Here is an 11,514-nt window from a genome sequence, read left to right on the forward strand (position 1 = left end):
AGGCCCGGTGCCAGCTGGCACCGGGCCTCCCGTCCGTCATCGTCCGCGTCGTGCCGGGGGCGACCTCGCCCACCGGTCCGCCGACGAGTGGTTCCGTGGCCACGCGGGTCGCGGGGGCTGCACACCGTCGCCGGGACGGAGCATCCCGTCCCCGGGCAGCGGCCGCGGAGCGAGCCGGGTCGTCGCGGCGAACCCGTCGCGGACCACGTCCGCGAACAGCGCCTCGACGATCACGGACTCCGCCTCGCGGAGCAGCTCGTCGTCGACCTCGGGCGGCTCCAGTGCTGCCACGAGCTCCACGATGCCTCCGGATCAGCCCGCGATGGCCTGCTGGTCCGACGGAGCGCCGCTCGTGACCGCGATCTTCCGGGGCTTCGCCTTGGGGGTGACCGGGATCACGAGGGACAACACACCGTTGTCGTAGTGGGCGGAGATGCCGTCTGAGTCGACGCCCTCGCCCAGGCTGAACTGGCGGAGGTAGGAGCCGTGCGGACGCTCCCGCAGCAGCCACCCGCCGCCCTCGGTCTGGGAGGGCGCGGTGCGCTCGGCGCGGATCGTGAGGAGCTGCCCGTCGACGTTGATGTCGACGGAGCCCGGGTCGATGCCCGGCAGGTCCGCGTTGAGCACGTACTGGTCGCCGTCGCGGTGCAGGTCGACCGGCATCGGCCTGAGCGTCTGGCGACCACCGAGCAGCACACCGGTCAGCCGGTCGAGCTCGGAGAAAGGATCGAACGTCACAGCCATGATGAAGAGTCCCCTTCCTGATGTCGAGTTGTCGTGTCCGGACGTCCACCGGACACGATCAGAAGGTAACTCCGCGGCGGCGCTCGTTCCTCGGAAGCGGCTCAGACCTCGCTTCGAGCTCGCTCGGAACGCCGGCGACGTCGTCAGGCGCGCCACTTCCGGCGCGGTGCGCCGAGCTCGGCCTCCTGCAGCGTCGGGTACGAGATGAGCTCGAGGGTCGACCCCCACGGCATGCCGACGTAGACGAAGCGGTTGCCGAGCCCACTCTCGTTCCCGCCCAGGTCGCGCGGGTCAGCGTAGCGGTACCCGCCGGCGGCCTCGACCCGGTCGAGGGACTCGTCGAGGTCGTCGACGTAGAACGCGACGTGCTGCCAGCCGAGGTCGCTCGGACGCGCCGCTGCCCGCTGTCCGCGGCCGTGGTACTCGAACAGCTCGAGTCCCGGGCCGTTCGGCAGGGCCAGCATCCGCAGCGCCCCCTGGGCCATGGTGTGCGGGATGCCGAGACGTTGCTGCACGTCCGGGGTCCGGCGCAGGGGTTCGCTCTTGAGGAACCGGTCGTACAGCACGACGGCACCCAGCCCCAGGACGAAGAAGTCGGTGGCCTGGTCGATGTCCGGCACCGTGAGGCCGACGTGGTCGATCCCTCGGACGGCGGGTTCGGCGATGGCTGCTGCGGCAGTCGCTGTGGCGCGCGGTGCAGTGGTCGTCATGGCCGTCTCCCCTGACGTTCGGCTGACTGGGACCCATCCAGTGGACTCCGTGCTCCGACTCCCCGGCAACGAGGGGCCACGGGCATGCGGGGAACCGCCGTCATCCTGCGCGATCACCACTCGCTGAACGGCCGTTCAGCGCACGGGCGCGGCGGGCGCTCAGCGCACGGGCACCCAGGTCGGGAACGTCGCCGACCGGCCGTCGCCGGACGACCGACGGGTGACCCGTCGACCGACCCACGGCAGGACGTGGTCGCGGTAGTAGCGGAGCTCCTCGGGCAGACGCGCGCGGGCGGCCCGGGCGTCGACGGGCTCGACCGCCGGGGCGGCCCCTGCGATCGCGTGCAGGGCCAGGTCGGCGACGCGCTGGTGGCCGAGGGCGTTCATGTGGAGCCGGTCGCCGGACCAGAACTCCGCGCGGCTCAGGTGCGGGTCGCGGGAGACGTCGACGAACGGCAGGTCGTGCCGGTCGGCGAGGGCGTCGAGTGCACCGGCCCAGGCGTCACCGCGGTGGTTGATCAGCGACCCGAGGGGGAGGCGCGCGCTGGGGTCGGCCGGGCTGAGGAGGGCGAAGCGGATGCCGCGCGCCAGGACCCGCTCGACGGCGGCCTCGAGCGGTGCGATCAGGGTGACGGGGTCGAAGGACGGGCGGAGCAGGTCGTTCCCGCCGGCGCAGAAGGTGATGAGCGTCGGCGCCGGGTCGAGTGCGAGCGCCGCGTCGAGCTGCCCGTCGAGGACCCCGGCGAGCAACCGTCCGCGCACGGCGAGGTTGGCGTAGGACACGGGTGTCTCCGGGTGCAGCGCTGCCACGCCCGTCGCCAGGCGGCCGGTCCACCCGGGCAGGGCCGGGGCGCCGCTGCCGTGCGCGTCGCCGGTGTCGCCGATGCCCTCGGAGAAGCTGTCACCGATGGCGACGTAGCGGATGGGGTCCATCTGCCCATCATCGTGCACAATGCTGTGCACGATCCGCGTCAGCGCCGCAGCGTCGTCCGGGGGTACTCGCCGTGGCGCTCCAGGTAGGCGGCGGAGAACCGGCCGGCGTGCGCGAAGCCCCAGGTCCGGGCGACGTCCGCGATGCTCGTCGTCGCCGGGTCACCCTGCACCAGCGCGTCGCGGACCCGATCGAGTCGGACCTGCCGGATGTAGCCGTTCGGGCTGACCCCGAGCTGCCGTTGGAACGCCTGTTGCAGCGCACGGAGGCTCAGCGCAGCGACCTCGGCCAGGTCGGTGCTCGTGATGGGCTGGTGGGCGTGCTCGTGGACGTACTCGACCGCGCGACGGATGTGGGCGTTGCGGGGGAGCAGCAGTTCCCCCGGCAGCGACGCGGTCACGAGCGGGTAGAGCTCGAGCAGCGCCAGCGCACCGAGCCGCCCCATCTCGGCCTGCAGCAGCGGTGACGCCTGGCGGTCCATCACGGTGTGCGAGATCAGCGCGACGGTGTTCCGCCAGATCTGCATCGCCCGGTCGTCGGGCCGCACGGTGTGGTCGAGGTGGACCCGCCCGGCCTCGACCCCGCGCTCGCCGGCGAGTTCCTCGAGCGACGCGCGGTTGATCTGCACGAGGCGCTGGTCGTAGTCGCGGTAGGTGAACGTCGCACCCTGCTGCGGCCAGAGCTGGGGCCGACCGACCTCGCTGACGATGCGGTCGTCGCCTTCGCCGATGAAGCCCGTCCCGCGCGTCACCCACTGCACGACGAAGTCGGTCGTCGGGACCATCACGCCCTCGAGGTGACCGTCGAACCGGATCGCGCGCAGGGTCATCGCGGAGTCGCCCACGGCCGAGTACCGGAAGCCGAAGGGCTGCGCGGTCGTGTCGGCACGCCACTCGTCGGCGTCGTAGGCGCCGACCAGGAAGTCCCGTGCCGTCTCGATGTCGTCCGACCGGGTCTCGTCGTGCACGCGGGCGCGGTCGTCAGTCATGGAGCATCGTGCCTCCGACTGTGCCGGACGGCGCCCCGCGAGGGACGTCCGATGTCCGGGAAACGTCGTCCGGCTGTGCGCCTTCGCATCCCGGAGCACCCTCGAGCACCCGGACGACCGCGGGCACGACGCCGCGATGTCCACAATCGGACGTCCCTCGACCTCGAGACGTCCGCGATCCGAGACGAACGCGACCACGCCGGACACCGGGGGAGACGCCCTCGTACCGTCATCCTCGACACCGTTGGCACCCCGCGAGCGACGACGAGGAAGAGGACCATGAGCACCGTGACCGCAGCACCGATCGAGTCCGCCGCAGGGCCCATGGCCGCGTTCGACGCGGTCGCGATCAGGGCACGCCGCGCGCACCAGCGCAGCGCCTTCAGCGAGGTCCGCGACGCGGGACGCCACCGCGCGCTGCAGTTGGCCGCGGTGAGCAGCGGCATCGTGTCGGTCACCGCCCTGGCCTCGGCCGCCGTCGTCCTCGGGTTGTCCGCATGAGCGCCGCCCCCTCCTACGACGAGACCCTGACGCAGCCGATCGACATGGCCGCGCTGCTCGCCGAACAGGAACGCGTCGGGGCGCCCACTCCGTGACGGCGACGACGCTGGCACCGCCCGCTCCCGAGACGGTCCAGCAACGGACTGCGTCCACCGCGGCCGACGGGCTCTTCACCGAGCACGGCGTGCTGCCGGTGACGATGGAGGACATCGCCGCCCAGGCCGGGCTCACCCTCGACGAGCTCCGATCGGCGTACCCGACCAAGCAGGCCCTGGTCGTCGCCGTCCTGCGCCGTTGGCACGGGGCCTGGCGGCGGGCGCTGGCCCACATCGCCGAGACGTCCCCGGACCCGCGCGACGAGATCCTCGGCATCTTCAGCTACCTCGAGGAGTGCTTCGCGGACGAGGGCTGGCGCGGCTGTGCGTTCATCAACGGCCACGCCGAGCTCGGTCGACAGGACCCGGTCGTCGCCGAGCTGGCCGCGGAGCACTTCCGTGACGTCGAACACCACCTGGCGCTGCTGTGTGCCCGTGCGGACATGCCGTCACACATCGCCGAGACGCTGTCACTGCTGGTCGAGGGGGCGCGGGTCGAGTCCGCGGTCCAGGGGTCGGCGAAGCCGGCCCGCTCGGCGCGCCTGGGCGCGGCGATGCTGATGTCGGTCTTCGAGGAGCGCGCCGCGTTCTGAGCGGATCCGTTCGATCCGACCTCGCAAGCTCGGTCGGCGCTGGCGTCGCGCGCCGCTGGCGCGTCGCATGAGCGGAACGCGCGCGGGAGGCCCGGTGCCAGCTGGCACCGGGCCTCCCGTTCGTGTGTCCCCGCGCCGGGGTCAGGACGGCGCGGGGACCGCACATCACGCGCGTTCGCGCCGACGTGCGAGCCGGACCACGACACCGGCGACCACGCCGCCGAGCACCGGCGCGACGATGAACACCCAGAGCTGCCCGAGCGGATCCGCTCCGCCGTAGACCGCACTCGCGATCGAGCGGGCCGGGTTCACCGACGTGTTGCTGACCGGGATGCTCACCAGGTGGATCAGGGTCAGCGTCAGGCCGATCCCGATCGGTGCCAGCGCCTGGTACTCACGCTTCGCCGTCACCGACAGGATCACGGCGACGAACACCCCCGTCAGCACCGCCTCAGTCAGGAACACCGCGCCGAGGCCGTAGCCGCCGGGACTGTGCTCGCCGAAGCCGTTCGACGCGAAGCCAGCGCTCCGCGCCGCGGCGAAGGCCCCCGCCTTGCCGGACAGGACGAGCGCGATGACGCTCGTCCCGGCCAGGCCGCCGACGACCTGCGCGACGACGTAACCGGGCACGTGCTTGGCGTCGGTGCGTCCGGCCGCCAGCAGGCCCAGCGTCACCGCCGGGTTGAAGTGGCCGCCGGAGATGTGCCCGACGGCCGCGATGCCCGCCATGACGGTGAGGCCGAACGCCAACGCCACCCCGAGGAACCCGACACCGGTCTGGTTGTCGGTGTCGCTCGGGAAGTTCGCGGCGAAGAGCGCTGTGCCCACACCGCCGAGGACGAGCAGGAACGTGCCGAAGAACTCCGACAGGTACCGGGCGAGCGGGCTCCAGGCAGCGGCGTCCTCACGCCGCTGCTCGGAGGTGGACTCGCTCACGGGCTCGTTGCGACTCGTCATTCGACGCGCGAGTCCTTCTTGTCGTCGTCGTTGTCGTCGTCACCCGGGATGGAGACGTCCTGCACGGTGACGTTGACCTCGGCGACCTCCATGCCGACGATCTGCTGCAGCGCACGGGTGACCGAGGCGCGCACGCCGTCGGCGACCTGCTGCAGGGCGACGGGGTACTCGGCCACGATCACGATGTCCGCGGCGACCTGGCGCTCGCCGACCTCGACCTTGACGCCCTGACCGTGGTCGTGCTGGCCGATCGCGTCGCGGATGGCGCCGATCGCGCGGGCAGCACCCGAGCCGAGCGAGTGCACGCCGTTGACCTCGCGGGCAGCGATGCCGGCGACCTTCTCGACGACGGTGTCCTCGATCTTCGTGGCGCCGGAGACGCCGTTCGAGCCGGCGTGCTGCCCGGTGCTGCGCGTCGCGGCGGCGGCGGTCGAGGCCGGGGTGGTGGTGGTCGTGGTGTCAGCCATGTGTGGTTCCCTTCGTGGATCCCGCCGGGCGTTCCCAGCGGTCGCTGTTCACGGAGGAGACGGGGCGACCTCGACGGAAGTCACACGTTCCCGGGCACTTCGAGCCTTCTCTCAGAGAAGTGCGTCGTCAGGGCCGTCGTTGTCCCCCGACGGGCCCGGTCGGCTCGGGAACCGGCTGGTCGCTTGCGGTCAGAGCACCGCCTTCGGGATCCGGTGCAGGGTGACCGAGCCGAGCGCGGTGAACGGGTGCAGCGGGTCCGGCGCGACCGAGCCGGTCGGCCCGCCGAGCTTCGAGTCGCCGACCGCGCTGAGCACGGCGTAGGCGTCCTCGGCGCTCCACCCGTGACGATCGACCAGGAAGTCGAACGCGTCCTCGTACCCGCGTCGGACGCTCTCCTGCACCGGGTCGCCGAGCCCGACGAACAGCCAGGCGTCCTCGGTCTCGATGCGCGGGGCACGCAGCTCGGGGGTGCCCTTCACCAGGTCGACGGACACGATCGCGGTGCCCTGGGCCTCGATCGCGACGAACGAGGACTCGCCCTCGGCCATCAGCGCGTGGATGTCCCCGATCGACAGCAGCGCGCCGGGGACCCGGACGGGCAGGGACACCGTCGAGCCGGGGCGGGCCTCGGTGACGTCCATGTTGCCGCCCTCCGGGTACGCCGGCATGATCGTCGAGTTCTCGCCCTGGGCCGGAGCCGTCCCGATGCAGCCGATCATCGGCCGGACCGGGAACGCGCGCCGGTCCGTGACGTGCACGACACCGTCCGAGATCGGGCAGCGGCGGGTGAACACCGTCTCGCCCATCCGGTGCTGCAGCGCTCCCGACCCCGGCAGCGCGACCGACCAGCCGTGCGTGGTGAGCTCGATCGCGTGGATCGTGACGGTCAGGGTGTCGCCGGGCTCGGCGCCCTCGACGTACACCGGTCCGGTGACGGGGTTGATCGGTGCCTGGAGCTGCGCCAGGTCGTGGTGCTGGTCGAGCTCGGCGTAGACGGCGTCCGTGGTCTCGAAGCCGATCGTCTCGCCGGTGCCGGGGCGGATCCGCAGCACGGGGTCGCGGTCGGCGGCGAAGCCGGGGCGGCCGAGCGTGTTCGGCAGGAAGTGGTCCGGTGTCATCGTGCGTCCTCCGTGGTCGGGGTGGTTCCCGGGTCGGCCGCTGGAGCCGAGTCGGGTCCGGCTTCCGTGCCGACCTCGGTCGAGCGGCCGGTGGACCGGTAGTACAGGAACACGCCCGCGCCGACGACCAGCCAGATGATGCCGCCGACCTTGGCCTCGACCGCGGCGTTCAGCAGCACGTACCCGATGATCAGGAACCCGATCAGCGGCACGACCAGGTGCAGCAGCCAGTTCCGGGACGTCCCCTTGACCATGTGGTGCACGAACACCGACACGTGCAGCAGCATGAACCCGAACAGGGCGCCGAAGTTCACCAGGGACGAGATCGTGTCGATCTGCCCGACGAAGAACAGCACCAGGACCGAGGACAGCACCGAGACGACGATGATCGCGTTCTGCGGCACCTTGCGGCCGTTGAGCTGGTGCAGGAAGGCAGGCAGCTGCCGGTCGCGGCTCATCGAGAAGAGCAGGCGGCTGGTGGCGGCCTGCGCTGCCATGGCGTTCGCGATGCCGACGGCGAGGACGTTCACGGCGAAGAACGCGGTCGCCCAGCCGCTCGACGACGCCTGCTCGACGATGGTGAAGAACGCGTTCCCGGCCTCGTTGTCCGGGAACGATGCACGGCCGCCGGCGAGGGCACTCGCGAGCCAGGTCTGCACGACGAACAGGAACGCGACGATCACGAGCGCCAGGATCATCGCCGTGCCCGCCCCGCCGCGGCGTCCCGTCGACTCCTCGGACAGCGTCGAGATGCCGTCGAAGCCCAGGAAGCTCAGCACGGCGATCGACAGCGCCGAGGCGATCAGCGGTGCGGACACCTTCGCGGGGTCCCACACCTGGTCGGTGCTGAAGGACGCGTTCGGCACGGTCCCGCCGGTCAGTGCCGTGATCGCGATCACCACGAAGACCACCACGAACACGAGCTCGATGAGCAGGAAGATCCGGTTCGCCAACTTGAGGGAGGACACCCCGAGCAGGTTGATCACGGTGTTGATCGCCACGAACACGAGCGCCCACAGCCACCGGGGCGTGCCGGGGAAGATCCCGACCATGCTCTCGGCGGCGAACACGTAGAGCAGTGTCGGGACGAGCAGGTAGTCGAGCAGGATCGCCCAGCCCGCGAAGAAGCCCGCCGTCGGGTGGATGCCCCGCCCGACGTAGGAGAACACGCTGCCGGCGAGCGGGATCGACTTCGCCATCTGCGCGTAGGCGAGCGCGGTGAAGATCATCGCGACGAGCCCGACGACGTACACCAGCGGCACCATGCCGGAGGAGGCGTTGTAGACGGTGCCGAAGATCGCCCACGGGGCGATCGGCACCATGAAGACGAGCCCGTAGATGAGCAGGTCGGTGGTGGACACGGAGCGCTTGAGCTCCTGCTGGTAGCCGTAGGCCTCGAGCTGCTGCTGTGCGGAGAGTTCGCTGTGCTGCTGCGACATGTCGGGTTCCGTTCTGGTGCGGACGGGAGGAGCGGGGCGGGGAACGGGAGGGGCCTCCCGTCCGGTGTGTGGTGCGCTGGCTAGGCGTCGTGCGCGGCCAGGAAGGCCGCCACGACCCGGCGGAACTCCACCGGCTGCTCCAGGTGCGAGCAGTGGCTCGCCCCGGGGAAGACGTGCTGGCGCACGTCGGCGATGCGTTCGACGAAGGGCGCCCACGTCGCCGGGGTCGCCTCGTCGTGCTCGCCGGCCACGACCAGCGTGGGGACGGTGATGCGCTCGAGCCGGTCGACGATGGTCCAGTCCCGCATGGTGCCGATGACGTGGAACTCGTTCGGGCCGTTCATCGTGTGGTAGACCGTCGGCTCGGCCTCCATCTGGGTCTCGGAGTCGACGAAGTCGGCCGGCATCGGGACGACGCGGCAGACGTGGCGCTCGTAGAAGACCTGGGTGGCAGCGAGGTACTCCGGGTCGTCGGTGGTGCCGGCCTCCTCGTGCCGGGTCAGCACGTCCTGCACGTCGGCGGGCAGCTGTGCCCGGAGCTCGGCGGCGCCGTCGACCCAGAGCTGCATCGACGCGGGCGAGTTGCAGATGAGCAGACTGCGCAGGTGCTCGGGCTGGCGGACCGCGATCTCGGCACCGAGCATCCCGCCCCAGGACTGCCCGAGGACGTGGTGCTCGCCGAGGCCCAGGTGTGCGACCAGGGCGGTGTACTCGTCGACGAACAGCTGGGGCTGCCAGGTGTCGACCGGGGCGTCGGGGCGGTGGCTCGACCGCCCGCACCCGAACTGGTCGTGGTGGATCACGGTGCGGCCGGTCTCGTCGGCGAGGGCCGCCAGGTTCCGGAGGTAGTCGTGCGCCATCCCCGGGCCGCCGTGCAGCACGACCAGGGGGAGAGCGCCGGGTGTCGGGACGTCCGGCTCGGTGATCCGGTACCAGGTCGTCCCGTCCCGGAAGGGCATCGTGGCTTCGGTGATGCTGGGCATGCCGGTCAGCATGGACCCGAGAAAGGTCCCAGGCAAGACCTTTTCTGCTGCTTTAACGTGGCTGTAACAGGGGAAGGTGGGTACCGGTGTCGGATCGAGGGACCGAGACGCGGGTCGACGAGGTCGAGGACCGGCTCGTCACCGCCGTCGCCGTGGGGGAGTACCTGCCCGGGGTCGGACTGCCCCCGGAGCGCGAGCTCGCCGCGCTGCTCGGGGTCGCTCGCGTCACCGTGCGCGGTGCCCTGGCCCGCCTGGTCGACCGCGGGCTGCTCGAGACCCGGCGTGGGCGCGGTGGCGGGACCTTCGTCCGGACGCAGTGGCCCGACTCGTCGTCCGAGGCCGTCGGTCGCGTCCTGCTGGCGCGGTGGGCCGGGATCCAGGACACGGCCGACGCGATCGCCCTGCTGCACGGTGCACTCGCCACGGCTGCGACCGAGCGGGCAACGCCGGCCGACGTCGTCCGCATCCGCGACGCCCTGGCGGCGTTCCGTGCCGCGGCGTCCGGCTCCGACAAACAGCAGGCCGACGCGGTGCTGCACCGGGCGGTCATCGACGCGGCGCGGAACGACGCGCTGCGGGCGGCGCTCGCCGGGTTGGAGGCGCAGATCTCCATCGCCGCGCCGGCGCACCTCTGGGGGACCGCGGACGGGATGGCCGACATGGAGGAGCGGGCGCTGCACGAGCACGAGGCGCTCGTCGACGCGGTGTGCTCCGGGCGTGCTGCCGAGGCGGGGGTGCTGGCGAGGCGACACGTGGGGATCGACGTCGAGCTGCTGGAGCGCGCGGTGGTCCGCGCCGGGCAGGTGCCGCGCGGCTGACTTGGCGCAGGACCGTCAGCGGCGGAGGGACTTGGCGTACCAACGGTCGGAGTACGGATCGTCGTTGAACGGCTCGACTTGCACGTAGCCGTTCCGTTCGTACAGGGCGCACGCCTCGCTGAGCTCGGCTCGTGTGTCGAGTCGGACCGCCGTCATCCCGGCCGCTCGGCAGTGGTCCTCGACGGCCCGGAGCATTCGGCCTCCGAGCCCCTGACCTCGGCGGGACGGCTCCGTGAAGACCTTCGTGAGTTCCGCGGTCCCGTCGAGGAACCGTGCGCCGGCACATGCGACGGGCGCGCCGTCATCCGTCGCCACGACGAACACCCCGGTGTCGCCGCAGAGGTCGTCGTAGGGCTCGTCGAGGATCGTCTGATCGATCTCGGACCTGGTTGCCGGTCGCCCGTACCAACGTGACGCGACCTCGGCCAGGTACCGGCGGACGACAGACTCTGCCGTCGGCGTGCCCGGACGGACGGGCTGCAGCGTCATCACCGTGTGGATCCTACGGGTGCGCCCTACGGTGGTGCGATGGACCTCGAGGACGTCTGGCCGCTGTTCCGCCTCAGCCTGCGCTCGCCCCGGCTCGAACTCCGTCCGACCCGGGACGATGACCTGCCCGGCCTGGTCGAGGCCGCGTTGTCCGGCATCCACCCGCAGGACCGCATGCCGTTCGGGGTGCCGTGGACGGACGCCGACCCGGCGACGCTGGCCCGGTCGCTCGCGCAGTACCACTGGCGGCTGCGCGCGGAGGTGAGCCGGGCCTCCTGGGCGGTGGCCTTCACGGTGCTGCGCGACGGCGAGCCGATCGGCGTGCAGGACATGAGCGGTCACCGGTTCGCCGCCCGTCGGACCGTCGGGACCGGGTCCTGGATGGCGAGCCGACACCAGGGGCAGGGGCTCGGGACGGAGATGCGCGCGGCGCTGTTGTCGTTCGCCTTCGACGCGCTCGACGCGGAGTGGGCGGAGTCGAGCGCGGTGTCGTGGAACGCGGCCTCGCTGCGGGTGTCGGAGAAGCTCGGGTACCGGGTGAACGGGACCACGCGCGCGCAGACGCGTGAGGACGAGGTCGTCGACGAGGTCCGCGTCCGGCTCGCACGAGCGGACTTCGTCCGACCGTCGTGGACGCTCGACACGACGGGCGTGGCGGAGGCGGTCGCGCTGCTGCGCTG

15 protein-coding genes are annotated in these 11,514 nt (G+C 71.7%); 4 read left to right on the forward strand and 11 right to left on the reverse strand.

Annotated features, from left to right (window positions below):
- Positions 1-36: 36 nt before the first annotated feature.
- The 5 genes from BIU90_RS10755 to BIU90_RS18700 form a co-directional block, all read right to left on the reverse strand.
- Positions 37-291: a hypothetical protein gene (locus BIU90_RS10755; protein ID WP_139195230.1), complete on the reverse strand. Its 255-nt coding sequence runs from the start codon at positions 289-291 to the stop codon at positions 37-39.
- 21 nt (positions 292-312) lie between these two features.
- The gene (locus tag BIU90_RS10760) at positions 313-744 is read right to left on the reverse strand and encodes an Hsp20/alpha crystallin family protein (protein WP_071300195.1); all 432 of its coding nucleotides are present in this window, start codon (positions 742-744) and stop codon (positions 313-315) included.
- 143 nt (positions 745-887) lie between these two features.
- On the reverse strand, positions 888-1,454 hold the full coding sequence (locus BIU90_RS10765) for a VOC family protein (protein WP_083403879.1): 567 nt from the start codon (positions 1,452-1,454) through the stop codon (positions 888-890).
- A gap of 159 nt (positions 1,455-1,613) precedes the next feature.
- Positions 1,614-2,387, reverse strand: coding sequence for an SGNH/GDSL hydrolase family protein (locus BIU90_RS10770; RefSeq protein WP_254787013.1), 774 nt, complete (start codon positions 2,385-2,387; stop codon positions 1,614-1,616).
- 38 nt (positions 2,388-2,425) lie between these two features.
- Positions 2,426-3,373 (reverse strand): AraC family transcriptional regulator, encoded by a 948-nt coding sequence (locus BIU90_RS18700; protein WP_071300196.1) that lies wholly within the window; start codon positions 3,371-3,373, stop codon positions 2,426-2,428.
- Positions 3,374-3,652: 279 nt separating this feature from the next.
- Between BIU90_RS18700 and BIU90_RS18705 the strand changes: the two genes are divergently transcribed.
- Together BIU90_RS18705 and BIU90_RS10785 are read left to right on the forward strand one after the other, a co-directional pair.
- Positions 3,653-3,874, forward strand: coding sequence for a hypothetical protein (locus tag BIU90_RS18705; RefSeq protein ID WP_071300197.1), 222 nt, complete (start codon positions 3,653-3,655; stop codon positions 3,872-3,874).
- A gap of 91 nt (positions 3,875-3,965) precedes the next feature.
- Positions 3,966-4,562: a TetR/AcrR family transcriptional regulator gene (locus BIU90_RS10785; RefSeq protein WP_083403880.1), complete on the forward strand. Its 597-nt coding sequence runs from the start codon at positions 3,966-3,968 to the stop codon at positions 4,560-4,562.
- A 165-nt stretch (positions 4,563-4,727) separates the two neighbouring features.
- On the opposite strand, the gene aqpZ is transcribed toward BIU90_RS10785, so the two are convergent.
- From aqpZ to BIU90_RS10810, 5 genes are all read right to left on the reverse strand, one after another.
- The gene (gene aqpZ, locus BIU90_RS10790) at positions 4,728-5,498 is read right to left on the reverse strand and encodes an aquaporin Z (protein ID WP_254787015.1); all 771 of its coding nucleotides are present in this window, start codon (positions 5,496-5,498) and stop codon (positions 4,728-4,730) included.
- Positions 5,499-5,515: 17 nt separating this feature from the next.
- Positions 5,516-5,986: an Asp23/Gls24 family envelope stress response protein gene (locus BIU90_RS10795; RefSeq protein ID WP_071300198.1), complete on the reverse strand. Its 471-nt coding sequence runs from the start codon at positions 5,984-5,986 to the stop codon at positions 5,516-5,518.
- A gap of 189 nt (positions 5,987-6,175) precedes the next feature.
- On the reverse strand, positions 6,176-7,105 hold the full coding sequence (locus BIU90_RS10800) for an acetamidase/formamidase family protein (protein WP_071300199.1): 930 nt from the start codon (positions 7,103-7,105) through the stop codon (positions 6,176-6,178).
- Positions 7,102-8,544, reverse strand: a complete 1,443-nt coding sequence (locus BIU90_RS10805) for an APC family permease (protein WP_254787016.1) — start codon at positions 8,542-8,544, stop codon at positions 7,102-7,104. The genes BIU90_RS10800 and BIU90_RS10805 overlap by 4 nt, the downstream gene beginning before the upstream one ends.
- A gap of 80 nt (positions 8,545-8,624) precedes the next feature.
- Positions 8,625-9,527, reverse strand: a complete 903-nt coding sequence (locus tag BIU90_RS10810) for a proline iminopeptidase-family hydrolase (RefSeq protein ID WP_254787017.1) — start codon at positions 9,525-9,527, stop codon at positions 8,625-8,627.
- Positions 9,528-9,613: 86 nt separating this feature from the next.
- Between BIU90_RS10810 and BIU90_RS10815 the strand changes: the two genes are divergently transcribed.
- Positions 9,614-10,345, forward strand: coding sequence for a FadR/GntR family transcriptional regulator (locus tag BIU90_RS10815; RefSeq protein WP_071300201.1), 732 nt, complete (start codon positions 9,614-9,616; stop codon positions 10,343-10,345).
- Between the two features lie 15 nt (positions 10,346-10,360).
- Here BIU90_RS10815 and BIU90_RS10820 read toward each other — a convergent pair whose 3' ends face one another.
- The gene (locus BIU90_RS10820; protein WP_071300202.1) at positions 10,361-10,834 is read right to left on the reverse strand and encodes a GNAT family N-acetyltransferase; all 474 of its coding nucleotides are present in this window, start codon (positions 10,832-10,834) and stop codon (positions 10,361-10,363) included.
- 39 nt (positions 10,835-10,873) lie between these two features.
- Here BIU90_RS10820 and BIU90_RS10825 point away from each other — a divergent pair.
- Positions 10,874-11,514, forward strand: a 641-nt coding sequence (locus BIU90_RS10825) for a GNAT family N-acetyltransferase (protein WP_071300203.1), incomplete at its 3' end; no start/stop codon positions are given.

Source organism: Curtobacterium sp. MCBA15_001, from assembly GCF_001864835.1.
Classification (GTDB): Bacteria; Actinomycetota; Actinomycetes; order Actinomycetales; family Microbacteriaceae; genus Curtobacterium.

Excerpts from the sequence above, each read along its gene's own strand:
- BIU90_RS10770 (WP_254787013.1), bottom strand. The coding sequence starts at position 2,387 with ATGGACCCCATCCGCTACGTCGCCATCGGTGACAGCTTCTCCGAGGGC.
- BIU90_RS10765 (WP_083403879.1), bottom strand. The coding sequence starts at position 1,454 with ATGACGACCACTGCACCGCGCGCCACAGCGACTGCCGCAGCAGCCATC.
- BIU90_RS10800 (WP_071300199.1), bottom strand. The coding sequence starts at position 7,105 with ATGACACCGGACCACTTCCTGCCGAACACGCTCGGCCGCCCCGGCTTC.
- BIU90_RS10805 (WP_254787016.1), bottom strand. The coding sequence starts at position 8,544 with ATGTCGCAGCAGCACAGCGAACTCTCCGCACAGCAGCAGCTCGAGGCC.
- BIU90_RS10820 (WP_071300202.1), bottom strand. The coding sequence starts at position 10,834 with ATGACGCTGCAGCCCGTCCGTCCGGGCACGCCGACGGCAGAGTCTGTC.
- BIU90_RS18705 (WP_071300197.1), top strand. The coding sequence starts at position 3,653 with ATGAGCACCGTGACCGCAGCACCGATCGAGTCCGCCGCAGGGCCCATG.
- BIU90_RS10760 (WP_071300195.1), bottom strand. The coding sequence starts at position 744 with ATGGCTGTGACGTTCGATCCTTTCTCCGAGCTCGACCGGCTGACCGGT.
- BIU90_RS10795 (WP_071300198.1), bottom strand. The coding sequence starts at position 5,986 with ATGGCTGACACCACGACCACCACCACCCCGGCCTCGACCGCCGCCGCC.
- BIU90_RS18700 (WP_071300196.1), bottom strand. The coding sequence starts at position 3,373 with ATGACTGACGACCGCGCCCGCGTGCACGACGAGACCCGGTCGGACGAC.
- BIU90_RS10810 (WP_254787017.1), bottom strand. The coding sequence starts at position 9,527 with ATGCCCAGCATCACCGAAGCCACGATGCCCTTCCGGGACGGGACGACC.